This is a genomic window from Streptococcus mitis, from assembly GCF_905187535.1.
GTDB classification, from domain to species: Bacteria; Bacillota; Bacilli; order Lactobacillales; family Streptococcaceae; genus Streptococcus; species Streptococcus mitis_BS.
Map to the genome: position 1 here is coordinate 66680 of NZ_CAJJIE010000028.1, position 23559 is coordinate 90238.

General features: G+C 42.1%; 29 protein-coding genes. 17 read left to right on the forward strand and 12 right to left on the reverse strand.

What is annotated here, in order from left to right:
* Positions 1-53 precede the first annotated feature (53 nt).
* Both JQ841_RS03770 and JQ841_RS03775 read left to right on the forward strand, forming a co-directional pair.
* Positions 54-386, forward strand: coding sequence for a winged helix-turn-helix transcriptional regulator (locus JQ841_RS03770; protein WP_000182730.1), 333 nt, complete (start codon positions 54-56; stop codon positions 384-386).
* 11 nt (positions 387-397) lie between these two features.
* Entirely contained in the window at positions 398-1189 is a 792-nt protein-coding gene (locus JQ841_RS03775; protein WP_203180220.1) for a DUF2785 domain-containing protein, read from the forward strand.
* Positions 1190-1296: 107 nt separating this feature from the next.
* Here JQ841_RS03775 and JQ841_RS03780 read toward each other — a convergent pair whose 3' ends face one another.
* Positions 1297-2061, reverse strand: a complete 765-nt coding sequence (locus JQ841_RS03780) for a (S)-acetoin forming diacetyl reductase (RefSeq protein WP_203180152.1) — start codon at positions 2059-2061, stop codon at positions 1297-1299.
* A gap of 257 nt (positions 2062-2318) precedes the next feature.
* On the opposite strand from JQ841_RS03780, the gene JQ841_RS03785 reads away from it, so the two are divergent.
* The gene (locus JQ841_RS03785; protein ID WP_203180153.1) at positions 2319-2987 is read left to right on the forward strand and encodes an MIP/aquaporin family protein; all 669 of its coding nucleotides are present in this window, start codon (positions 2319-2321) and stop codon (positions 2985-2987) included.
* Positions 2988-3198: 211 nt separating this feature from the next.
* Here the strand turns inward: JQ841_RS03785 and queF are convergent, their stop codons facing one another.
* The 7 genes from queF to JQ841_RS03820 form a co-directional block, all read right to left on the reverse strand.
* The gene (queF, locus tag JQ841_RS03790) at positions 3199-3690 is read right to left on the reverse strand and encodes a preQ(1) synthase (protein ID WP_203180154.1); all 492 of its coding nucleotides are present in this window, start codon (positions 3688-3690) and stop codon (positions 3199-3201) included.
* A 124-nt stretch (positions 3691-3814) separates the two neighbouring features.
* The gene (gene queE / locus JQ841_RS03795; protein WP_203180155.1) at positions 3815-4531 is read right to left on the reverse strand and encodes a 7-carboxy-7-deazaguanine synthase QueE; all 717 of its coding nucleotides are present in this window, start codon (positions 4529-4531) and stop codon (positions 3815-3817) included.
* Positions 4524-4967, reverse strand: coding sequence for a 6-carboxytetrahydropterin synthase QueD (gene queD / locus JQ841_RS03800; protein ID WP_000464573.1), 444 nt, complete (start codon positions 4965-4967; stop codon positions 4524-4526). The genes queE and queD overlap by 8 nt, the downstream gene beginning before the upstream one ends.
* The gene (queC, locus tag JQ841_RS03805) at positions 4967-5620 is read right to left on the reverse strand and encodes a 7-cyano-7-deazaguanine synthase QueC (RefSeq protein WP_203180156.1); all 654 of its coding nucleotides are present in this window, start codon (positions 5618-5620) and stop codon (positions 4967-4969) included. Before queC ends, queD begins: the two co-directional genes overlap by 1 nt.
* A gap of 201 nt (positions 5621-5821) precedes the next feature.
* Positions 5822-6136, reverse strand: coding sequence for a thioredoxin (trxA, locus tag JQ841_RS03810; protein ID WP_061452791.1), 315 nt, complete (start codon positions 6134-6136; stop codon positions 5822-5824).
* Positions 6137-6151: 15 nt separating this feature from the next.
* On the reverse strand, positions 6152-6373 hold the full coding sequence (locus JQ841_RS03815) for a DUF4649 family protein (protein ID WP_000570255.1): 222 nt from the start codon (positions 6371-6373) through the stop codon (positions 6152-6154).
* Positions 6374-6473: 100 nt separating this feature from the next.
* Positions 6474-6854 (reverse strand): MarR family winged helix-turn-helix transcriptional regulator, encoded by a 381-nt coding sequence (locus JQ841_RS03820; protein WP_049523933.1) that lies wholly within the window; start codon positions 6852-6854, stop codon positions 6474-6476.
* A gap of 283 nt (positions 6855-7137) precedes the next feature.
* Here JQ841_RS03820 and JQ841_RS03825 point away from each other — a divergent pair, with 283 nt between their 5' ends.
* A complete protein-coding gene (locus JQ841_RS03825) occupies positions 7138-7512 on the forward strand; it encodes a CidA/LrgA family protein (RefSeq protein WP_000781325.1) in 375 nt (124 codons plus the stop codon).
* The gene (locus JQ841_RS03830) at positions 7509-8204 is read left to right on the forward strand and encodes an LrgB family protein (RefSeq protein ID WP_001288952.1); all 696 of its coding nucleotides are present in this window, start codon (positions 7509-7511) and stop codon (positions 8202-8204) included. Before JQ841_RS03825 ends, JQ841_RS03830 begins: the two co-directional genes overlap by 4 nt.
* Positions 8205-8255: 51 nt before the next feature.
* Here JQ841_RS03830 and gggC read toward each other — a convergent pair whose 3' ends face one another.
* The 4 genes from gggC to JQ841_RS03850 all read right to left on the reverse strand — a co-directional run bounded on the left by gggC (position 8256) and on the right by JQ841_RS03850 (position 11790).
* Positions 8256-9803 (reverse strand): streptosactin export ABC transporter GggC, encoded by a 1548-nt coding sequence (gene gggC, locus JQ841_RS03835; protein WP_203180157.1) that lies wholly within the window; start codon positions 9801-9803, stop codon positions 8256-8258.
* A gap of 138 nt (positions 9804-9941) precedes the next feature.
* Complete coding sequence (locus JQ841_RS03840; RefSeq protein ID WP_203180158.1) at positions 9942-10709, reverse strand: hypothetical protein; 768 nt, start codon at positions 10707-10709, stop codon at positions 9942-9944.
* 15 nt (positions 10710-10724) lie between these two features.
* Positions 10725-11420 carry an ABC transporter ATP-binding protein gene (locus JQ841_RS03845; RefSeq protein ID WP_000054197.1) on the reverse strand — a complete coding sequence of 232 codons (696 nt, stop codon included), beginning with the start codon at positions 11418-11420 and terminating at the stop codon, positions 10725-10727.
* 4 nt (positions 11421-11424) lie between these two features.
* A complete protein-coding gene (locus JQ841_RS03850; RefSeq protein WP_000119149.1) occupies positions 11425-11790 on the reverse strand; it encodes a GntR family transcriptional regulator in 366 nt (121 codons plus the stop codon).
* A 139-nt stretch (positions 11791-11929) separates the two neighbouring features.
* Here JQ841_RS03850 and nrdR point away from each other — a divergent pair, with 139 nt between their 5' ends.
* From nrdR to alr, 12 genes are all read left to right on the forward strand, one after another.
* Entirely contained in the window at positions 11930-12403 is a 474-nt protein-coding gene (nrdR, locus tag JQ841_RS03855) for a transcriptional regulator NrdR (protein WP_001203672.1), read from the forward strand.
* The gene (locus JQ841_RS03860; RefSeq protein WP_203180159.1) at positions 12404-13573 is read left to right on the forward strand and encodes a DnaD domain protein; all 1170 of its coding nucleotides are present in this window, start codon (positions 12404-12406) and stop codon (positions 13571-13573) included.
* The gene (dnaI, locus tag JQ841_RS03865; protein ID WP_203180160.1) at positions 13574-14470 is read left to right on the forward strand and encodes a primosomal protein DnaI; all 897 of its coding nucleotides are present in this window, start codon (positions 13574-13576) and stop codon (positions 14468-14470) included.
* A complete protein-coding gene (locus JQ841_RS03870; protein ID WP_203180161.1) occupies positions 14467-15180 on the forward strand; it encodes an NADPH-dependent oxidoreductase in 714 nt (237 codons plus the stop codon). Before dnaI ends, JQ841_RS03870 begins: the two co-directional genes overlap by 4 nt.
* Before the next feature lie 13 nt (positions 15181-15193).
* The gene (gene der / locus JQ841_RS03875; RefSeq protein ID WP_001207696.1) at positions 15194-16504 is read left to right on the forward strand and encodes a ribosome biogenesis GTPase Der; all 1311 of its coding nucleotides are present in this window, start codon (positions 15194-15196) and stop codon (positions 16502-16504) included.
* An 83-nt stretch (positions 16505-16587) separates the two neighbouring features.
* Positions 16588-16926, forward strand: a complete 339-nt coding sequence (locus tag JQ841_RS09915) for a hypothetical protein (protein WP_238395592.1) — start codon at positions 16588-16590, stop codon at positions 16924-16926.
* Between the two features lie 29 nt (positions 16927-16955).
* Entirely contained in the window at positions 16956-17246 is a 291-nt protein-coding gene (locus tag JQ841_RS03880) for a hypothetical protein (protein WP_203180162.1), read from the forward strand.
* 145 nt (positions 17247-17391) lie between these two features.
* A complete protein-coding gene (secA, locus tag JQ841_RS03885) occupies positions 17392-19905 on the forward strand; it encodes a preprotein translocase subunit SecA (RefSeq protein WP_070526829.1) in 2514 nt (837 codons plus the stop codon).
* Between the two features lie 80 nt (positions 19906-19985).
* Positions 19986-21017 (forward strand): 3-deoxy-7-phosphoheptulonate synthase, encoded by a 1032-nt coding sequence (locus JQ841_RS03890; protein WP_203180163.1) that lies wholly within the window; start codon positions 19986-19988, stop codon positions 21015-21017.
* Between the two features lies 1 nt (position 21018).
* The gene (locus tag JQ841_RS03895) at positions 21019-22050 is read left to right on the forward strand and encodes a 3-deoxy-7-phosphoheptulonate synthase (RefSeq protein WP_049502447.1); all 1032 of its coding nucleotides are present in this window, start codon (positions 21019-21021) and stop codon (positions 22048-22050) included.
* A gap of 45 nt (positions 22051-22095) precedes the next feature.
* On the forward strand, positions 22096-22458 hold the full coding sequence (gene acpS, locus JQ841_RS03900; protein ID WP_203180164.1) for a holo-ACP synthase: 363 nt from the start codon (positions 22096-22098) through the stop codon (positions 22456-22458).
* Entirely contained in the window at positions 22448-23551 is a 1104-nt protein-coding gene (alr, locus tag JQ841_RS03905) for an alanine racemase (RefSeq protein WP_203180165.1), read from the forward strand. The genes acpS and alr overlap by 11 nt, the downstream gene beginning before the upstream one ends.
* Positions 23552-23559 lie beyond the last annotated feature (8 nt).

The window sequence follows — 23559 nt, forward strand, 5'->3', positions numbered from 1 at the left end:
ATTATTGATACTAAAAGATAAATTTTTTTAAAAAAATAGAAAGAAGATATTTTATGACAAATAAAGTGAGTGAGTATGGTATTTGTCCATTTGCGACAACGCAGAGGGTTTTAACGGGGAAATGGGCACTGGTAATCATTTATCAGTTGAGTACGGGTACCAAACGATTTAAAGAATTGCAGAGATTATTGCCTGGGATTACTCAAACTATTTTGACCCGTCATCTCCGTCAATTAGAAAAGGATAAGATTGTTCAACGAAAGGTCTATGCCGAAGTTCCACCACGAGTTGAGTACAGCTTAACTGAAATGGGGCAGGAATTCAGAGTTGTTTTAGATGCTGTCGAGAAATGGGGTCTAGATTATATCAAGTTGCTAGAAATGTAGAGGTATTGACCATGTATCAAGAGTTACTCAGAAAAATATCTGAAGAAAGACCAAGTTATCATGAGGAAGAAATCCAGTGGTTGCTTGATCATTTGGGAGATCCTTCTCCAGAAATTCGTGATGACCTTGTTTTTACAAGCTTTGCTAGAGGGATTCAGGAAGAGCTATTTACACAGGAACAATTTCATTTCATTGCTGATGTGGTCTCAGCTGATGGAGGACTAGACAAAGAGATTGATAAGATAGGCCTGCCAACACTTGAACGTTCTTTTAGGGCGCTTATTTATGCAAATCTCTTGTCGGCGGACGCCAACCAGCAATCGGTTTTTTATCAGGGATTAAAAGCAGAGATTCGCAATGTCCTTTTAAATCAAGGTTTGTACTATCTTTCAAAAGAAAAGGACATGACAGGTTTTTCAAGTCAGTATGGTTGGGTTCATGCTTTTGCACATGGAGCCGATTTACTGACAGAGGTGGTTTGTTATCCAAACTTTCCTAAAAACAGAGTTCATGAAGTATTTGATATACTTGGCCAACTATTTAAAAGAATTTCGATTCGCTTTACAGATGATGAGGATTGGCGTTTAGCCAGAGTGATCTATGAACCTATTTTACAAGGGAAGTTGGAGCAGGAGCAAGTAGCTTCTTGGATAAAAGCTGTTGACTTTCCGATAGAAGAAAGGGAAGATTTTTATAAATTTTCCAACTTCAGATCCTGTCTGTTGGAAGTCTATGTCCAACTTGACCAGAGAAATAGTTTACAAGATGACTTGAAAGAAGCTATCCAATCTTTTCAATATTAGGGATTAACTAGTATTACTTAGTAATAGGGTTTCTATTGTATACTCCTACCTGATAATAAAAACTAATAAAAGAGGTTGAATCATTTTCCAACCTCTTTTCCTGTATCTTAATGGAATTGCATACCACCATCAACGATAATGGTTTGTCCTGTAATGTAGTTTGAGTCTGGTCCTGCGAGGAAGCTAACAGCAGCAGCCACATCTTCTGGTTCAGATAGGCGTTTTAGGGTAATATCTTTTGCGAATGTCTGCATACCCCACTCGTCATCTTTTCCTGCATTTTTACCAACTTCATGAGCTATATCGTACATCATTGGTGTTTTAACAATACCTGGTGCGTAGGCGTTAACAGTGATGCCTGAGTCTGCTAAATCACGGGCTAATGTTTGTGTAATTCCGCGAACAGCAAATTTTGTTCCACCATAAACAGTTAGATTTGGATTGCCCACTACACCGGCTTGAGAGGTTGCGTTGATAATTTTACCTCCGTGGCCAAGTGCTTTAAATTGCGCTTGTGCAGCTTGTGACCCCCAAATGACACCACCAACGTTGATACCGAAAGTACGTGTAAATTGTTCCTCAGTAATTGTATCAAGAGGAGTAGTTGGAGCAACACCAGCATTATTTACGACAACATTCAAATCACCAAAATGGTCAACAACTTTTTGAAATGCTTGGGCAACTTCTGTCTGTTTCGAAACATCAGCCACGACAGCAAAGGCATTTTCAGCTGATAATTCGGCAACAGCCTTTTCAGCTGTTTCGGGATTGTAGTCTAAGACTCCTACCTTAAAGCCATCTTGAACCAATCGTTTCGCAATTGCAAAACCGATTCCTTGACCTGCACCTGTGACAATAGCAACTTTAGACATATGATTCCTCCTTGGTATTCACGATACCATTCAAACGTTCATAAAAGAACAGCAAAGGTTTACAAATAAGCTTCGATAATGGGGTTTGTAAACCCTATCAAAACTACGCTATTAGTATACACCTTTAGAAAAAATGTTTCAAATAAACACTACCGTTTTTATAGAATTTTATCCTGAAAATTTCCAAACAATTTTCTTGAAACCCTTTCCCTCTTTTGATAGACTAGTATCTAGTTTTTGAAAAAAGGAGAAAGAAAATGAAAAAATTTGTCGCTGAGTTAATCGGTACTTTCATGCTTGTGTTCATCGGAACAGGAGCTGTTGTTTTTGGAAATGGTCTTGATGGCCTAGGTCACCTAGGAATTGCCTTTGCTTTTGGTTTAGCCATCGTGGTTGCAGCCTACTCAATCGGAACTGTTTCAGGTGCTCACTTGAACCCAGCGGTTTCGATTGCTATGTTTGTAAACAAACGTTTGTCATCAAAAGACCTTGTCAACTACATTCTTGGTCAGGTTGTTGGAGCTTTTATTGCTTCTGGCGCGGTATTCTTCCTCTTGGCTAACTCAGGTATGTCAACTGCTAGTCTTGGTGAAAACGCCTTGGCAAACGGGGTCACTGTCTTTGGTGGTTTCTTATTTGAAGTTATCGCAACCTTCTTGTTTGTCTTGGTAATCATGACCGTGACTTCAGAAAGCAAAGGCAATGGAGCGATTGCTGGTTTGGTAATCGGTTTGTCCTTGATGGCCATGATCCTTGTGGGATTGAACATTACTGGACTTTCAGTAAACCCAGCTCGTAGCTTGGCACCTGCTGTCTTGGTAGGTGGCGCAGCCCTTCAACAAGTATGGATTTTCATCCTTGCCCCAATCCTTGGTGGTATTCTTGCAGCCCTTGTTGCTAAAAACTTCCTTGGAACAGAAGAATAATTGAAACTCAAAAAGCCTTGCTCCTCAGTTTGAGGAACAGGGCTTTTTCTTATCTGTTTATACTCAATGAAAATCAAAGAGCAAACTAGGAAACTAGCCGCAGGTTGCTCAAAACACTGTTTTGAGGTTGTGGATAAGACTGACGAAGTCAGTTACCTATATCTACGGCAAGGCGACGTTGACGCGGTTTGAATTTGATTTTCGAAGAGTATTAGCGGTTGTCAATTTTCTCTGGGTAGAGGTCGTGTTGGAAGAGGCGTTGTTCTGCCATGTCTTCATACTTAGTTCCAGGTTTACCGTAGTTGTAGTAGGGGTCGATTGAAATGCCACCGCGCGGAGTGAATTTTCCCCAGACTTCTAAATAGCGAGGGTTTAGCAAGTTGACCAAGTCTTTCCCGATGGTGTTGATACAGTTTTCGTGAAAATCACCATGATTTCGGTAGCTAAAGAGGTAGAGTTTGAGGGATTTTGACTCGACGCAGAGCTTGTCGGGAATGTAGGAAATATAAATAGTAGCAAAGTCTGGCTGAGCAGTGATTGGGCACAGGGAAGTAAATTCAGGGCAGTTGAATTTGATGAAATAGTCATTTTCCACATGACGGTTGTCAAAGGATTCGAGGACTTCTGGTTGATAGTCGAAAATGTAGTTGGTTTCTTTGTTGCCGAGGAGGCTTAGGTTTTTCATTTCTTCTTGTTGTGACATAATTTTTTCTTTCTAATTTTATACTTAATGAAAATCAAAGAGCAAACTAGGAAGCTAGCCGCAGGTTGTACTTGAGTACGGCAAGGAGACGTTGACGTAGTTTGAATTTGATTTTCGAAGAGTATTAAACACCACGTTGGTTGTCGTAGAGGAGAGTATGCAGTTGAGGAAGGACGCGGACATTGCCCCAGCTATCGTCAGCAGCGACGCGTTCCCAGAGTTCTTTGAGGCGGTCCAGTTGGTCTTGGACAATATTTCCTGTGGCCTTGGGCTCAGGATTTCCTGCTGATAAGAAGAGAACATCTGGTTGGTAGCGTTCTTGAATCCCTTTAGCAAAGGCTAGATCAATATCATCAAAGACAGGGATTTTAAAGGTGACTTTATCTGGATCCAATTGAGAAACGATAAAGTCCAAGGTTTCAAAGTTGACTTCCATCTTGGATGAAGGAGGTTTGGGACTGAGAGTGACCTGGTCGATGTCTTTTAACCAATTTTGCCAGCGGGATCCTTGAGTCTCAACAGCCAGAGTGACACCGCGTTCCTTGAGCTTAGTGACCAGTTCAGCCATATTGGCTGCTAGGATAGCAGGGTTTCCCCCAGACAGGGTAACGTAGTCGTAGCTCCCTAGCTTGTCTAATTCAGCAATGACTTCGTCAGCTGTCATGCGAGTTGGTTTTTCAGAACCATCCCAAGTAAAGGCAGAGTCGCACCAGTCGCAGTGGTAGTCGCAACCAGCAGTGCGGACAAACATGGTTTTCTGCCCGATAGCACGACCTTCACCTTGAAAGGTTGGGCCAAAAATTTCCAGAACTGGTAGTTTGAGGACACGTTCCCTAGTCATCTAACCACTCCCGTCTAAACTCTGCAAAGGCAGTCGGAGTTTCGTAGAGGCGAACGTATTCCAAACGAAGACCGCGTTCATCTGGCAACTCTTGATTCATGGTTTGGAAAATCCAGTAAACCATATTTTCGGCAGTCGTGTTCATATAAGGCAGAGTTTCATTGAGATAGCGATGATCCAAGTGGGGTTCTAAGTAGTTCTTGTAGATAGCTTTGATGTCTCCAAAATCGTAGGTCATGCCACGCTCATCTAAAAATCCACTGACAGCAATTTGCAGATGATAAGTGTGGCCGTGCAGTGATTTGCATTTTCCCTCATAGTGAAAGAGGTGGTGAGCAGCGTCGAAAGTGAACTCTTTTGATACCAAGGTTCTGTGGGGGTTGTAGACAAGAGACTCCCCAGTTTCCTGTTTGATTTCTTTGGGTGCAAAAAACATTAAGCCTCTCCTTTCTGTGAGAGATAAACATCTAGGCCATGCTGACGTAGGTGGCAGGCTGGGCAATCTCCACAGCCACTTCCGATAATCCCGTTGTAGCAGGTTAAGGTCTTTTCACGAACATAGTCAAAGGCACCGAGTTGGTCGGCTAATTCCCAAGTTTCAGCCTTGTCTAGCCACATGAGAGGTGTTTGGATAACAAAGTCGTAATCCATAGCAAGGTTGAGGGTGACATTAAGGGATTTGACAAAGACATCTCGACAATCGGGGTAGCCTGAGAAGTCTGTCTCGCAGACACCTGTCACGATGTCTTTAATGCCTCGCTGCTTAGCAAGAACTGCCGCAAAGGATAGAAAGAGGAGGTTGCGACCGTCAACGAAGGTATTGGGAACCTCTCCCTCTTTTTGCTCGATTTTCAAATCAGAGGTCAAGGCATTTTCAGTGATTTGCCCCAGCAGAGACATATCTAAGATGTGATGACGAATGCCTTGTTCCTTAGCGATTTCTTCAGCAACTTGAATTTCGAGATGATGGCGCTGGCCATAAGCAAAGGTAACGGCTTCGACCGTTTCATAGTGTTCTTTAGCCCAAAAGAGGCAGGTTGTAGAATCTTGACCGCCACTAAAGACGACCAAGGCTGATTGACGTTTCATAGTACTCCTTCCAAAATGGGAAATGTTCAGAGCACGCAAAAAGCTCCCTTGAGGGAGCTAAAAAATACCAAGTAGAGGTTTTTTTTAGCGATGGCATGTCCCAAACATCGTAATATTCTATCTACAGTCTAGCATATTTTTTGAAAAATGGCAAAGGGCAAGAAAAAAGAGACCAAAGAAAGTACTTGGTCTCTAATATGATTAGCTCAATTCAGCAACGATGGCCTTGATTTGTTCTGCTGTGTGCACACCAGCAACTTGTTTTACCACTTGGCCGTCTTTTTTGAAGAGAAGTGTTGGAATAGACATGATTCCAAAGGTACGAGCTGTGTTTGGATTTTCATCAACGTCCATTTTAACGATTTTCAAGACATCTTCTGAAAGTTCTTCAGATAATTTATCCAAGATTGGACCTTGCATACGACATGGACCACACCAAGTTGCCCAGAAGTCTACCAAGACCAAACCGTCTTTTGTTTCTTGTTCGAATGTTGCATCTGTAATTGCTTTTGCCATTGTATTTCTCCTTTTTTAGTTATATTGGCTTAAATCTTGTTTCTTGAGATAGAAGAAGATATCTCCATAAGTCCCATGGTAGTCCAAATCATGACCGTTATAAGTCAATTTTTGGACAGGGTAGTAGTCTGCGACGCCGATAAGGCAAGCTTGTTGTGAACGATCAAAATCTTCATAAGACTCGAAAGTCACAGTTCTTTCGTTCTTGCTGGCATCTAGATAGGTAATTTCAATCATTTTAAAAACTCCTTTGTTTAATGATGACTTTATTTTACTCCTTGTAAAAGAGAATGTCAAGAAAAATGATTGCGCACGCAACTTTTTTTCTAAAATCATCTTAAATCAAGAAATCCAAACCAGTTTCCAAGCTTTCTTCGACAGCCTTTTGTAGTGTGGCCAGTGTCTTTTGCCCATCACCTGTCAGGCAGATAAAGCTAGAGCGCCTATCTTGATCACAGCACCTGCGACTGAGTAGACCGCAATTTTTAGCTTCCAAGCGAGCCACCATCCGAGAAACAGCGCTCGGACTCAGATGAAGTTTATCTGGCAGGTCAATCTGTCGTAGAGATTTTTCTTGGGCCAAATCCAGATAGTAGAGCAGGTAAAACTCTTTCAAAGTCAGACTTTGCTCGCTCTGCTGGGCGATGGTCTCTTCTAAGAGGCCTTCAATTTCTTTCTGACGCCGATTGAAGTCAAACCATTTTTCCAAATAGGTCATAGTATCTCCTTTCTTTTTAGAGTTATAGCATAGAAGAATGTCCATTCTCGAACAGTCTCTGTATCACAAGATGATTGCGCATGCAATAATTATACTACTTTTCAAAAGAGCTGGCAAGAAAGACGCTGGCATCTTTTATCCTAAATCATGCCTGTTTTCACAAGTCAAGAATTGTTTGTATCCCCTTTCCTCTCTAATTTTTAATGACTCTTGTGTATTTCCTTGAAATTTTCTGAAAAAAGAGTAAACTGGTATGCAAGAAGTCTATTTCGTGGAGTTTAGGATGAAATTATATGTTCAATTAATGATTCTCTTTGTGATTTCTCTAATCGGAGAGGGGATTTCCAGTTTCTTTCATTTGCCCATCCCAGGCAGTATTATCGGTTTGATTATTCTCTTTCTAGCCCTACAATTCAAGTGGCTGAGAACCAGGCATGTCAACATGGTGGGGAATTTTTTGCTGGCCAATATGACCATTCTCTTTTTGCCACCAGCAGTGGGAATCATGGAAAAGTTTGATGTGATTGCTCCCTATCTTTTGCCCATTGTTTTGATTGTCTTTTTTGCAGCTGTTATCAATATTATACTTATTGCTTTGGTGGTTCAGTTTATCAAACGACGATTTGAGGGAGATTATGAGAAAGGAGATGCCAAATGAGTGAATTTGTTTCCAATCCCCTGTTTGGGCTTGCCCTGTCTATCCTAGCTTATCTAGTGGGAATGCTGATTTACAGACGCTTCCCCCATCCATTGACAACACCCTTGCTTTTGTCAGCTGTTTTCATTATCATCTTTTTAAAAGTAACGGGCATTTCTTATCAAGATTATTACCAAGGTGGGGTGTATCTGAATAACTTGATTGTCCCATCGACCGTGGCTCTAGGGATTCCGCTTTACAAGAGTTTTCACTTGATGAAGCACCATGCTCGCAGTATTCTCTTTGGTAGTCTGCTAGCGGTAGTGGTCAATACCTCTTTCACAGCCCTTGTAGCTAAAATCTTTGGCATGGACTTTTTCCTAGCCATTTCTCTCTTTCCTAAGTCAGTGACAACCGCCATGGCAGTGGGGATCACAGAAAAATTACAAGGCTTGACGACCGTGACCTTGGTTGTTGTAGTGGCGACTGGGATTTTAACCAGTGTGATTGGACCAACCCTTTTGAAGTGGTTGAAGATTGACGACCCAGTAGCAGTCGGACTTTCCCTTGGAGGAACAGGCCACGCAGTTGGAACAGGAACTGCCTTTCGATACGGCTCTGTAGCAGGAGCCATGGGTGGTTTGGCTATCGGTGTCACCGGTATTCTCTATGTCTTTGTCAGCCCTATCGTAGCCAGTTTGATATTGAGTTAAAAAGCAAGGAATTTGAGTTCCTTGCTTTTTTAAATCGTATGTTATAGAGTATTACTTTTCTTTGCTTAAGTGAATGACTTGGTCATAGTGTTTTAAGTCTTCTTCCGTGTAGTGGTGAATAATTTCAATGACTGTTTGAGGTAGGGAGAAGAGCAAGTCGCTAATTTTTCTGCTATTTTCCGAGTCAAGATTGGCCTTAATCTCATCGGCTAAGATGAGTTGGCTATCATGGTAGAGGGCGCGGGCGATTTCTAGGCGTTGTTTCTCGCCACCAGACAGACTGTCGTTGCTGAGGGGGCGATTTTTCAAATGTTCTAATCCTGTTTTTTTGAGTATATGATTCAAAGTCTCTGGACTTTTATCCAGTCCTAGAAGGATATTGTCTTCCAGAGAGAGCGTGTCAAAGTAATGGCTATCTTGGAGGATATAGGAACTAATGCCCGTGATTTCTTGACGTGACAGGTTCTGACCAGCAAAGCTAATCTGTCCACTTGTTGGTATCTCTTCTCCATGAATGATATTGAGCAGGGTTGTTTTACCAGAGCCACTTTCGCCGATAATGGCAATTTTTTCTCCTTGCTTGATGTGCATGGAAATCGGAGACAGGAGGCTGTTTCCATCTTTTTCTAGGGAGATGGTGTTAAGCTGGATAGGGAAAATGTTTTCTATGCTTCTAGGCGAGATAGGATCAGACTGATTCAAAAGTTTTTGGTATTTGTTGAGAAGACTTCGAGTCGCTTTTCGGGTGTTAGTAAAATAAGCCAACTCTTGGAATTGATAGCCGATATTATGGGAAACTAGATAGATGGCCACAAAACTCGCCGCATCTAAATAATTATAGTAGGTCATAAAGCCACCGATGACGATTGGTGTGACAGAACAAAAGGCATCGATGCTATTGATCAAGAGACTGTTTAAAGTTCGTTGCTTTTCATAGTTAATTTCGGTATCAAGACTGGTTTGTAATTGCTTTTGATAGCGAGTAAAAAAGTAGTCTTGCCCCTGATAATGGCGAATTTGTTGGCTACCGCCAATAAAATTTGTCAAGCTTGCTAAGTAGCTCTGGTTAACAGTTGACCGCTTTTCAGAAAGTGAATCCAAACGCTTTGATCCGATAGCACTGCAGAGGACAGGAAAGGAGTAGAAGAGGATGAAAATCAAGCCCAGGTAAAAATTGGTCCATAGGGCATAGAGAATGGATACGGTTGTGAAGCCAAGAGAAGAAATGATGATGACCGTTGACTCAATATAGCTTTCTTCTAGTTGCTTGACGTCGTTTTCTAGGTCAGACAAAATATCCTTTTCATCAATCTCATAACTGTTTAAAAATCGCTTGAAAATAGCACTCTTGATTCCATATTTGAAGTCAGTAATCAAACGGGCGTAGTAATAGCGTTTCCCAGCCAAACCTAGTAAGAGGATGAGATTACCAAGGATTCCTAAAATCAAAACTTTCCAAAGAAGGCCTAGTTCTTGATTGGTAAAACTGGCAACAATATTCTGAACAAGGGCTGGTGTGATAATCGCTTCCAGCCAAGTAATGGCAATAGAAAAGAAGTAAAGTACGAGGTGTTTCTTAGTAACAAATCTTTTCAGCATAAAGAGTTGACCTCCTTATCGATATACATGTAATTAGTTTTAAAGTCATTATACTCCTTTTTATAAAATACTTCATATAAAAATGTAAATCCTGAGGTCGAAAAAAGCCTAGCGAGTTATTGCCGCTAGACTTTAAAATTATTGCAAATTAACCTTATTTCTCAAGATGTAGTAGGTTCCGAGGTAAAAGATAGCTATGAAAATGAGTTCCTCGATAATGGATGTACTTGCTCCCATATAGAAATTATCATTAAATCCTGCTAGTGAATTGACATAGAAGTTCGCACTGGTATTGAAGAAGACTTCAATAAAGCCAATGACGATTTGGATCCCAATGTAGGCTGCAATAGCGAGTGCTGTGCGGTATTCGTTGAAAAGTTGTCCAATGGAAATAGCCAAGTAGATGCAAAGGATACTGGAAATGGTATTTAGTAGGAGGGATAACCCCACAAGAGAGAGTTGAGGAAGGTATGTTCCTAGAAGTGGAATCAAGTCATAATTTAACATCCATTCTGGAACCGTTATAGTCACAATAAGAAAAGCACTTAGAGCCAGTACAGCCGAGCTAAGTATAGACCAGGTGAAGGCTCCGACTAATTTAGCTGTGATGATATAGTGCTCAGAAACTGGCAAGGTCAAAGTCAGATAGCCTTGGCGGTCATAGACACTACCTTTGAAGCGTTTGATAATCAAGAAAAGAGTTGAAATCCCAAGTGTAATTATCAAGCCACCAAAGACGAGAGCTAGAAAGACAAATAGGAAAGGTTGGCTATCTTTGAAAGATACATAAGAATAGTAGTGTCCTTGCATTCCCAGAGGAACGGAAAGGACTAGCACAGCAGCGTAGAGGGCTAAATACCACTTGTTAACATTTTTAAATTCGTAGCGAACTAAATTCCAAAACATAATAATCTCCTTTGCTTAGGCCTTAAATTCCTGACGGAAGAGTTGGTCAATGGATTCACCTGACTCATAGCGAATGTCATCTACATTTCCTTGACGGACGACTTTTCCATCTTTGAGGAAGACAATTTCATCCAAGATTGGCTCGATATCAGAAATCAAGTGGGTAGAAATCAAAACGGTAGAAGTTGGGGAGTAGTTGTTGATAATGGTATTGAGGATATACTCACGGGCTGCTGGATCCACCCCACCAATGGGTTCGTCTAGAACATAGAGACGAGCATCACGGCTCATAACCAAAATCAGTTGGACTTTTTCTTTGTTTCCTTTTGATAGTTTCTTGAGACGACTATTTTCATCAATGCCGAGGTCTGCAAGTAGATGATGGGCACGTTCCAGATTGAAATCTTTATAGAAGGTCTTAAAGTAGGTGAGGGCTTCTTTGACCTTCATTTGCTCATTGAGATAGGTCGTATCCGGCAAATAAGCTACGATAGCCTTGGTTGCTGGGCTTGGGTCCATGTCGTTGATGAGGACGCGTCCTTGATCTGGTTGTAAGAGGCCATTGATTAGTTTAATCAGGGTTGTTTTCCCTGAGCCGTTTGGTCCAAGGAGACCAACAATTTTTCCAGCTGGAATGTCAAGAGAAACATTTTCAAGGGCTGGGGTTGCTCCATAAGATTTGGATACATTTTCAAATGCTAGTAATGACATAGGCTTAAACTCCTTTAATATAATCGCCGACTACGCCTGGTAGTTCTTCTTTTTCATAGCCAAAATGGGTCATGGAGGAAACGAAGTGTTCCAATTCTTCTTCTGATAGTTGTTTGCGCGATTGGGCGATTAGCTCCTTATCCTCAGTCACAAATCGTCCAGTTGTGCGCTTGCTGTAGACAAATCCTTCTCGTTCGAGGTCTGACAAGGCTCTTTGGATGGTGTTGGGATTGACCCCGGCCTCGCTAGCTAGCTCTCTCACGGTTGGAAGTTGTTGATTGGGTTCCAGTGTATGGGAAACAATCTGAAGCTTGATTTTCTCCATAATCTGTAAATAAATGGGTTTTTTATTGTCAAATGTCCAGGACATCTTGTTCTCCTTTCCGTTATCTCTTTGTCTTAATTAAATAATACAACAAAACAAAAAACTTGTCAAGCAAAAAGAAGAATTGTTTTGGGAATCGCTTAAAAAATGGTATAATGAAAAGAAAACGATAAGGAGGGAAAGGATGCGTTGTCCAAAATGTGGGGCTACCAAGTCAAGTGTTATCGATAGTCGCCAAGCAGAAGAAGGGAACACTATTCGTAGAAGACGTGAGTGCGATGAATGCCAACACCGTTTTACAACCTACGAACGAGTAGAAGAAAGAACCTTAGTGGTTGTTAAAAAAGATGGCACACGGGAACAATTCTCCAGAGATAAAATCTTTAATGGGATTATCCGCTCAGCCCAGAAACGTCCTGTGTCAAGTGATGAAATCAACATGGTAGTCAATCGTATCGAACAGAAACTCCGTGGTCGAAATGAAAATGAAATTCAAAGTGAGGACATTGGTTCACTCGTCATGGAGGAGTTGGCTGAGTTGGACGAGATTACCTATGTACGTTTTGCCAGTGTCTATCGTAGTTTTAAGGATGTCAGTGAGTTAGAGAGCCTGCTCCAACAAATCACCCAGTCCTCTAAAAAGAAAAAGGAAAGATAAATGAAGCCAATTGACCGTTTTTCTTATCTAAAGAATAATCGGGTGTCGCAAGATACCTCATCTCTGGTACAGTGCTACCTCCCGATTATCGGTCAGGAGGCACTGAGCCTTTATCTTTATACCATTAGTTTTTGGGATAATGGAACAAAGGAATACCTTTTTTCAAGCATTCTCAACCATCTCAACTTTGGGATGGATAGACTGATAAAATCCTTAAAAATCCTATCTGCTTTTAATCTCTTGACCCTCTATCAAAAGGGGGACGTTTATCAGCTAGCCCTCCATGCTCCTCTTTCGAGTCAGGACTTCTTGGAACATCCTGTTTATCGCAGACTTTTGGAGAAAAAGATTGGCGATGCAGCGGTGGAGGATTTGAAAGGTGAAAGTGCTGATGGAGAAGAAATACCTGTCTCACTCAATCAAGTCTTTCCAGACTTGGCTGAACTGGGAAGTCAAGAAGACCTTGGCCTCAAGAAGAAAGTGGCCAATGATTTTGACTTGGATCATTTTCGTCAGCTGATGGCTCGAGATGGGCTTCGTTTTGCGGATGAGCAGTCAGATGTTTTGAACCTGTTTGCCATTGCGGAGGAGAAGAAATGGACCTGGTTTGAGACCTATCAATTGGCCAAGTCAACAGCTGTTTCCCAGGTTATTTCAACCAAACGCATGCGAGAAAAAATCGCTCAAAAACCAGTTTCCTCTGACTTTAGTCCTAAGGAAGCGACTATTATTAAAGAAGCCAAAAGTAAGACTGCTCTGCAGTTCTTGGCAGAAATCAAGCAAACACGCAAGGGAACTATTACCCAAACAGAAAGAGAACTCTTGCAACAGATGGCTGGCTTGGGTTTGCTGGACGAAGTCATCAATATCATTCTCTTGTTGACCTTTAATAAGGTAGATTCGGCAAACATCAATGAGAAATATGCCATGAAGGTGGCTAATGATTATGCCTATCAAAAGATTCATTCGGCAGAAGAGGCAGTTTTGCGGATCCGTGAGCGAGGGCAGAAGAGTCAGGCTCAAAAAAGCAGTAAACCCAGTCCTACCAAGTCCAATGTACCCAAGTGGAGCAATCCAGATTATAAGAATGAAACCAGCGAGGAAACTCGTCTGGAACTAGAACGTAAGAAACAAGAACTATTAGCTCGATTAGAAAAAGGAGGAGATTAGATGGAAAGTGTCGGAGACGTACTCAAACGTCAACCTAGCCGTCTTCATTATCAAGATTTGGTCCAGAAAATCATGAAGGACCCTGATGTTGCGGCCTTTATCCAGCAAAAATCCCTTACTCCAGAGGAATTGAATCGCAGTATCTCCAAGTTTAATCAGTACATCACCGAGCGTGACAAATTTCTCCGCGGGGATACGGATTATATTGCCAAAGGCTACAAACCGATTTTGGTTATGAACCATGGCTATGCGGATGTTTCTTACGAAGAAACTCCTGAACTAATCGCAGCGGAAAAAGAAGCGGCTATTAAGAACCGTCTCAAGTTAATCAATCTGCCAGCCAGTCTCAAGAAAGCTAGCTTAGCTCAAGTAGACTTGGATGATTTAGGGCGCTTGCCAGTTTTTGAAAAGCTATTAGCCTTCGTGGAGCAATATCCAGCTATTCGAAAAGGTCTTTACTTGTATGGAGACTTTGGTGTGGGTAAAAGTTTCATGGTGGCTGCCTTAGCCCATGATTTATCAGAAAAACGTGGTGTTTCCTCAACTCTCCTCCACTATCCTAGCTTTGTCATTGATGTCAAAAATGCCATCAGTGATGGAAATGTCAAGAACTTGGTGGATGAGATTAAGCTTTCTGAAGTCCTGATTTTAGATGATATTGGTGCCGAGCAATCAACAGCTTGGGTGCGGGATGAAATCCTACAAGTCATTCTCCAATATCGGATGCAGGAAAATTTACCGACCTTTTTCACTTCCAACTTCAACTTTGAAGAATTGGAGCTACATTTCGCTAAAGGGAAGCATGGAAATGACGAAACCTGGGAAGCCAGACGTGTCATGGAACGCATCCGTTATTTGGCTGAGGAGACTCGTTTAGAAGGAGTGAACCGCCGATGACAGAAACGATTAAACTGATGAAAGCTCATAAGTCTGTTCGAAGATTTAAGGAGCAAGCCCTTCCTCAGGAAGACTTGACTGAAATCCTGACAGCAGCCCAAATGGCCTCGTCTTGGAAGAATTTCCAATCCTACTCTGTGATTGTAGTGCGAAGTCAAGAAAAGAAGGATGCCTTGTATGAATTAGTGCCTCAAGAAGCCATCCGCCAGTCTGCTGTTTTCCTTCTTTTTGTCGGAGATTTGAACCGAGCAGAAAAGGGAGCCCGACTTCATACTGACTCATTCCAACCACAAGGTGTAGAAAGTCTCTTGATTAGTTCGGTAGATGCAGCTCTTGCTGGTCAAAATGCCCTGCTGGCAGCTGAAAGCTTGGGCTATGGTGGTGTTATCATTGGCTTGGTACGGTACAAGTCAGAAGAAGTGGCAGAGCTCTTTAACCTGCCTGACTACACCTACCCTGTCTTTGGGATGGCACTGGGTCTTCCAAATGAAGAACATGAAGTCAAACCTCGCTTGCCATTGAATCAGGTGGTATTTGAGGAAGAATATCAGGAACAAACAGTTGATGCGATTGAGGCTTACGACCGTGTACAGGCAGACTATGCTGGTGCGCGTGCAACCACAAGCTGGAGTCAACGCCTAGCAGAACAGTTTGGTCAAGCTGAACCAAGCTCAACTAGAAAAAATCTTGAACAGAAGAAGTTATTGTAGAAAGTGAGAAATTATGGCCCTACCAACTATTGCCATTGTAGGACGTCCCAATGTTGGGAAATCAACCCTATTTAATCGGATCGCTGGTGAGCGAATCTCCATTGTAGAAGATGTCGAAGGAGTGACACGTGACCGTATCTATGCGACGGGTGAGTGGCTCAATCGTTCTTTTAGCATGATTGATACAGGAGGAATCGATGATGTCGATGCTCCTTTCATGGAACAAATTAAACACCAGGCAGAAATTGCCATGGAAGAAGCCGATGTTATCGTCTTTGTCGTGTCTGGTAAGGAAGGAATTACCGATGCGGACGAATACGTAGCCCGTAAGCTTTATAAGACCCACAAACCAGTTATCCTCGCAGTTAACAAGGTGGATAACCCTGAGATGCGAAATGATATCTATGATTTCTATGCCCTCGGTTTGGGTGAACCACTACCTATCTCATCTGTCCATGGTATCGGTACAGGGGATGTGCTAGACGCCATCGTAGAAAATCTTCCAAATGAATATGAAGAAGAAAATCCAGATGTCATTAAGTTTAGCTTGATTGGTCGTCCAAACGTTGGAAAATCAAGCTTGATCAATGCTATCTTGGGAGAAGACCGTGTCATTGCAAGTCCAGTTGCTGGAACAACGCGTGACGCCATTGATACCCACTTTACAGATACAGATGGCCAAGAGTTTACCATGATTGATACAGCTGGTATGCGTAAGTCTGGTAAGGTTTATGAAAATACCGAGAAATACTCTGTCATGCGTGCCATGCGTGCTATTGACCGCTCGGATGTGGTCTTGATGGTCATCAATGCGGAAGAAGGCATCCGTGAATACGACAAGCGTATCGCAGGATTTGCCCATGAAGCCGGTAAAGGAATGATTATCGTGGTTAACAAGTGGGATACGCTTGAAAAAGACAACCACACTATGAAAAACTGGGAAGAAGATATCCGTGAGCAGTTCCAATACTTGCCTTACGCACCGATTATCTTTGTATCAGCCTTGACCAAGCAACGTCTTCATAAACTGCCTGAGATGATTAAGCAAATCAGTGAAAGTCAAAACACACGTATTCCATCAGCTGTCTTGAACGATGTGATTATGGATGCCATTGCCATCAATCCAACACCAACAGACAAAGGAAAACGTCTCAAGATTTTCTATGCGACTCAAGTGGCAACCAAACCACCAACCTTTGTTATCTTTGTCAACGAAGAAGAACTTATGCACTTTTCTTACCTGCGTTTCTTGGAAAATCAAATCCGCAAGGCCTTTGTCTTTGAGGGAACACCGATCCATCTCATCGCAAGAAAACGTAAATAAAAAAGTAGAATCTGGAATGACATTTCCAGATTTTTTTGATAGAATGAAGATAAAGAAAGCGCTAACAAAGAGAGGTGTCGATAATGAAACTGTCGTTTAATCAATTGATACTCTTATTTCCTTGTTTTTACTTTTTCTATTGGATAGACAATGCTGATAGAAACGGTAAGTTTTTCCCTATCATCTACTATTTCTACTGGATTTATTTTTCCCTTTTAGCTCTGTTTAGTCTGGATCTGACAATTTTTTCATTCTTATTTTTCCCTATTGTTCTCAACCATGAATCAGATATGAGTGCTTGGGGTGTTTGGTTGCTGTTGATAGTCCTATCTCTAGGCAGTGACTGGCTAGACTACATCTTTTTCAAAAAAATGTTTCGCTTGAGACGGGAACTAGGGAAGTCTAAGGGTGGAAGGTATTGATGTATATGTTTTTTAATAGGAGGTGGCTTATGGAACGACTAAAATCATTTATTACACGCTATTCCAAGGTTTATATTGGTTTAGTTCTGTTGATCTGGATTGCTTTCTTCTTTCTTCCTTGGGGCAGTCCGATTCTGGGGGGAAAGATTGACCTCTTCAGCATACAGAAAGTCTTGCTAGTTTTTGGTATTCTGTCCATTTTGATGGCCTTGCTGTCCAAGAAAGTCAGTCTCTTTGTTTTTGGACTGATCTGCTGTCTTTCTCTTTGGATAAATCTATTTATCCTATTTGCGATTTTGCCGATTTTTGTTGGCAATTAAAGCATCATAAAAGTCAGAGAGGTTAGCTTGGAAACTAGCCTCTTTTTCCTTTTCAAAATGGGGATTCTTCCTTGAAAATAATCAGTAATTGTGCTAAAATTAAAAGAACATTCTAAAATATTCGGAATTTAAAGTAAGGAAAAACATGGCTAATATTTTAAAAACAATTATCGAAAATGATAAAGGAGAAATCCGTCGTCTGGAAAAGATGGCTGACAAGGTTTTCAAATACGAAGACCAAATGGCTGCTTTGACTGATGACCAACTAAAAGCAAAAACAGTTGAATTTAAAGAACGTTATCAAAATGGAGAATCACTGGATTCACTGCTTTATGAAGCATTTGCGGTTGTCCGTGAAGGTGCCAAACGTGTCCTAGGACTCTTCCCATATAAGGTTCAGGTCATGGGGGGAATCGTTCTTCACCATGGTGACGTGCCAGAGATGCGTACAGGGGAAGGGAAAACCTTGACTGCGACCATGCCCGTATACCTCAATGCCCTTTCAGGTAAAGGGGTTCACGTAGTTACGGTCAATGAATACCTATCAGAACGTGACGCGACTGAGATGGGTGAATTGTACTCTTGGCTTGGCTTGTCAGTAGGGATTAACTTGGCTGCCAAATCTCCAATGGAGAAAAAAGAAGCCTATGAGTGTGACATTACCTACTCAACCAACTCAGAAATCGGATTTGACTACCTTCGTGATAACATGGTCGTTCGCGCTGAAAACATGGTACAACGTCCGCTTAACTATGCCTTGGTCGATGAGGTTGACTCAATCTTGATTGACGAGGCCCGTACACCTTTGATCGTATCAGGTGCTAATGCAGTTGAAACCAGTCAGCTCTACCACATGGCAGACCACTATGTAAAATCTTTGGACAAAGACGACTACATCATCGATGTGCAGTCTAAGACTATTGGTTTGTCAGATTCAGGTATTGACAAGGCGGAAAGCTACTTCAAACTTGACAATCTCTATGATATCGAAAACGTAGCTTTGACTCACTTTATCGATAATGCCCTTCGTGCCAACTACATCATGCTTCTCGATATTGACTATGTGGTGAGCGAAGAACAAGAAATCTTGATTGTTGACCAATTTACAGGTCGTACTATGGAAGGTCGTCGTTATTCTGATGGATTGCACCAAGCCATTGAAGCTAAAGAAGGTGTGCCAATTCAGGATGAAACCAAGACATCTGCCTCAATCACTTACCAAAATCTCTTCCGTATGTACAAGAAATTGTCTGGTATGACGGGTACAGGTAAGACTGAGGAAGAAGAATTCCGTGAAATTTACAACATTCGTGTTATTCCAATCCCAACAAACCGTCCTGTTCAACGTATTGACCACTCAGACCTTCTTTATGCAAGTATCGAAGCTAAGTTTAAGGCGGTTGTCGAAGACGTTAAGGCTCGTTACCAAAAAGGTCAGCCTGTCTTGGTTGGTACAGTAGCGGTTGAAACCAGTGACTACATTTCTAAGAAACTAGTCGCAGCTGGTGTTCCTCACGAAGTCTTGAATGCTAAGAACCACTATAAAGAAGCCCAAATCATCATGAATGCTGGTCAACGTGGTGCTGTTACTATCGCAACCAACATGGCCGGTCGTGGTACCGACATCAAGCTTGGTGAAGGGGTTCGCGAATTGGGTGGACTTTGTGTGATTGGTACAGAACGCCATGAAAGCCGTCGTATCGATAATCAGCTTCGTGGACGTTCAGGTCGTCAAGGAGACCCAGGTGAGTCACAATTCTACCTATCTCTTGAAGATGATTTGATGAAACGTTTTGGTTCTGAACGTTTGAAAGGGATCTTTGAACGTCTCAACATGTCTGAAGAGGCCATTGAGTCTCGTATGTTGACGCGTCAGGTTGAAGCAGCACAAAAACGTGTCGAAGGAAATAACTACGATACTCGTAAACAAGTCCTTCAATACGACGATGTCATGCGTGAACAACGTGAGATTATCTACGCTCAACGTTACGATGTCATCACTGCAGACCGTGACTTGGCACCCGAAATTCAGGCTATGATCAAACGTACAATTGGTCGTGTCGTTGATGGTCATGCGCGTGCCAAACAAGATGAAAAACTAGAAGCAATTTTGAACTTTGCTAAGTACAACTTGCTTCCAGAAGATTCTATTACGATGGAAGATTTGTCAGGCTTGTCTGATAAAGCCATCAAGGAAGAACTCTTCCAACGTGCCTTGAAGGTTTACGATAGTCAGGTTTCAAAACTACGTGATGAAGAAGCAGTTAAAGAATTCCAAAAAGTCTTGATTCTACGAGTGGTAGATAACAAGTGGACAGATCATATCGACGCCCTTGATCAATTGCGTAACGCAGTTGGACTTCGTGGCTATGCTCAGAACAACCCTGTTGTTGAGTATCAGGCAGAAGGTTTCCGTATGTTTAATGACATGATTGGTTCGATTGAGTTTGATGTGACACGCTTGATGATGAAAGCCCAAATTCATGAACAAGAAAGACCACAAGCAGAACACCATATCAGTACAACAGCGACTCGCAATATCGCTGCCCACCAAGCAAATATCCCAGAAGATTTGGATTTGAGCCAGATTGGACGGAATGAACTTTGCCCATGTGGTTCTGGTAAGAAGTTTAAAAACTGTCACGGTAAAAGACAATAAAATGAGATAGTTTAGAGGCGGATACCTTGTGAAAAGTAAATTTTTACTTGGTATCCGTTTGATTTATAAGGAGATGAGTTATGGTATTTACAGCAAAAAGTCCTAAAATTAATATTGAAGAAGTTCGTGCCTTATCAAAATTAGAAGGTCAAGCTTTGGAGAGAAAATCACAGCGCGATAGAGAGCTAGAAGCCATTATACGTGGAGAAGACCAACGAATTCTCTTGGTAATCGGGCCATGCTCATCTGACAATGAAGAAGCTGTTCTTGAATACGCTAAGCGTTTGGCAGCTTTACAAGAAGAAGTGGCAGACCGTATCTTTATGGTTATGCGTGTTTATACTGCCAAACCCCGTACCAACGGAGATGGCTATAAGGGCTTGATTCACCAACCTAATGCGACAGAAGCGCCTAGTCTTATCAATGGAATCAAAGCCGTGCGCCATCTTCATTATCGTGTCATCACGGAAACAGGTATGACGACAGCTGATGAAATGCTTTATCCTGAAAATCTTCCGCTTGTGGATGATTTGATTTCTTACATGGCAGTTGGTGCTCGTTCAGTTGAAGATCAGCAACACCGCTTTGTGGCAAGTGGAGCAGATTTCGCGACTGGGTTTAAAAATCCAACATCTGGAAATCTCAATGTTATGTTTAATGGGATTTATGCTGCTCAAAACAAACAAAGTTTCCTTTTCCTAGGAAAAGAAGTGGAAACAACTGGGAACCCGCTTTCGCACGCTATTCTTCGTGGAGCAATCAATGAGTATGGTAAGAATATTCCTAACTACTACTATGATAATTTGATGGATACCATTGCCCAGTATGAGAAGATGGGCTTGGAAAATCCTTTTATCATTGTGGATACCAATCATGACAACTCTGGTAAGCAATATATGGACCAGATTAGAATTGTCCGCCAGACCTTGATTAACCGTGATTGGAATGAAAAAATCAAGCAGTACGTTCGTGGCTTTATGATTGAGTCTTATCTAGAAGACGGCCGTCAAAACGAACCGGAAGTATTTGGCAAGTCTATCACAGACCCTTGCCTTGGCTGGGAGAATACGGAAGTCCTCGTCAGAGAAATCTACCAAACGTTAGGAGAATAAGATGGCATTTATTGAAAAAGGTCAAGAAATCGATATTGAAGCAATCAAGGCAGAAACCCAATTGTCTGCGGAAGCCTTGCGACTAAAGGAGCGTCGTGATAGAGAATTGGCAGACATTATTTCAGGAGAAGATGACCGGATCCTTTTGGTGATTGGTCCTTGTTCTTCTGACAATGAAGAGGCTGTCTTGGAATATGCACGCCGTTTATCAGCCTTGCAAAAGAAGGTGGCGGACAAGATTTTCATGGTTATGCGTGTTTATACTGCTAAACCTCGCACAAACGGGGATGGATATAAAGGTTTAGTTCACCAGCCGGATACTTCTAAGGCTCCAAGTCTAATCAACGGTTTGCAGGCTGTGCGCCAGTTGCACTACCGCGTGATTACAGAGACTGGTTTGACAACGGCAGATGAGATGCTTTATCCGTCAAATCTGGTCTTGGTAGATGATTTGGTCAGCTACCATGCTGTTGGGGCTCGTTCTGTGGAAGACCAAGAACACCGCTTTGTGGCCTCAGGAATTGATGCACCAGTGGGGATGAAAAATCCAACCTCAGGAAATCTTGGAGTCATGTTTAACGGTATCTATGCTGCTCAGAACAAACAGACCTTCCTCTTCCATGGTCAAGAAGTTGAGACTTCAGGAAATCCCTTGGCCCACGTCATCCTTCGTGGTGCAGTTAATGAATATGGGAAAAATGAGCCTAACTTTTACTATGAAACTTTGCTAAATGCCATTGAGCGCTATGAAGCCATGGGACTTGAAAATCCCTTTATCCTCATTGACACCAACCATGATAACTCAGGAAAGCAATATATGGAGCAGATTCGAATTGTTCGTCAGACCTTGCAGAATCGTGATTGGAATGAGAAAATCAAAAAGATAGTTCGAGGCTTTATGATTGAATCTTACCTAGCAGATGGTCGTCAAAACCAACCAGAGGTCTTTGGTTGCTCTATTACCGACCCTTGTCTAGGTTGGGAAAATACAGAGGCCTTGGTAGAAGAAATTTATGCTACTTTGACAAAATAAGTGAAAAGGATGGAGTTGGGGGAATCTCAACTCCTTTTGATGAGAATGATAGTTGGACACGGAATTGACATCGAAGAATTGGCTTCGATAGAAAGAGCAGTTACACGACATGAAGGATTTGCTAAGCGCGTGCTGACCGCTAAGGAAATGGAACGGTTTAACAGTCTTAAAGGGCGCAGGCAAATAGAATATTTAGCTGGTCGCTGGTCGGCTAAGGAGGCCTTTTCCAAGGCCATGGGAACGGGTATTGGCAAGCTCAGTTTTCAGGATTTGGAAGTCTTGAACAATGAACGCGGGGCGCCTTATTTTAGTCAGACACCATTTTCAGGAAAGATTTGGCTGTCTATCAGCCACACCGATCAGTTTGTGACAGCCAGTGTCATTTTGGAGGAAAATCATGAAAACTAGTCCACATAGACCAACCAAGGCTCTGATTCATCTGGGAGCTATTCGACAAAATATTCAGCAAATGGGGGCTCATATCCCTCAAGGAACGCTCAAATTTGCAGTAGTCAAGGCTAATGCCTATGGTCATGGGGCTGTTGCTGTTGCGACGGCTATTCAAGATGATGTTGATGGCTTTTGCGTTTCGAATATTGATGAAGCCATTGAACTCAGACAAGCTGGACTCAGGAAGAAAATCCTCATTTTAGGAGTTTCTGATCTAGAAGCTGTTTCTCTTGCTAAAGAATACGATATCACCTTGACTGTGGCTGGACTGGAGTGGATTCAAGCACTCTTAGATAAGGAAGCGGACCTAACTGGATTGACAGTCCACCTTAAGATTGACTCAGGAATGGGACGGATTGGTTTTCGAGAGGCCGGTGAGGCTGAGCAGGCTCAAGTTTTGCTCCAACAACACGGTGCTCGTGTTGAAGGAATTTTTACCCACTTTGCTACTGCAGACGAGGAATCAGATGACTACTTTAATGCCCAGTTAGAACGGTTTAAAACTATTTTGGCCAGTATGAAAGGTCTTCCAGAGCTGGTTCATGCCAGTAATTCGGCAACGACTCTTTGGCATGCAGAGACTATTTTTAATGCGATCCGTATGGGAGATGCCATGTATGGTCTTAATCCTAGCGGAGAGGTTTTGGACTTACCCTATGACTTGAAACCAGCCTTGACCTTGGAGTCTGCTTTAGTTCATGTTAAGACAGTTCCAGCTGGAGCTTGCATGGGCTATGGAGCTACTTATCAGGCGGATAGCGAGCAAGTCATCGCGACGGTACCAATCGGCTATGCGGATGGTTGGACACGAGACATGCAGAATTTTACTGTCTTGGTAGATGGCCAAGCTTGCCCAATCGTTGGGCGGGTTTCGATGGACCAAATCACCATTCGTCTGCCTAAGCTTTATCCCTTAGGAACAAAAGTCACCCTCATTGGTTCTAACGGGAACAAGGAAATCACAGCTACTCAGGTAGCGACCTACCGTGGGACTATTAACTATGAGGTGGTTTGTCTTCTCAGCGACCGCATTCCGAGAGAATATTATTAGAAAAGAAA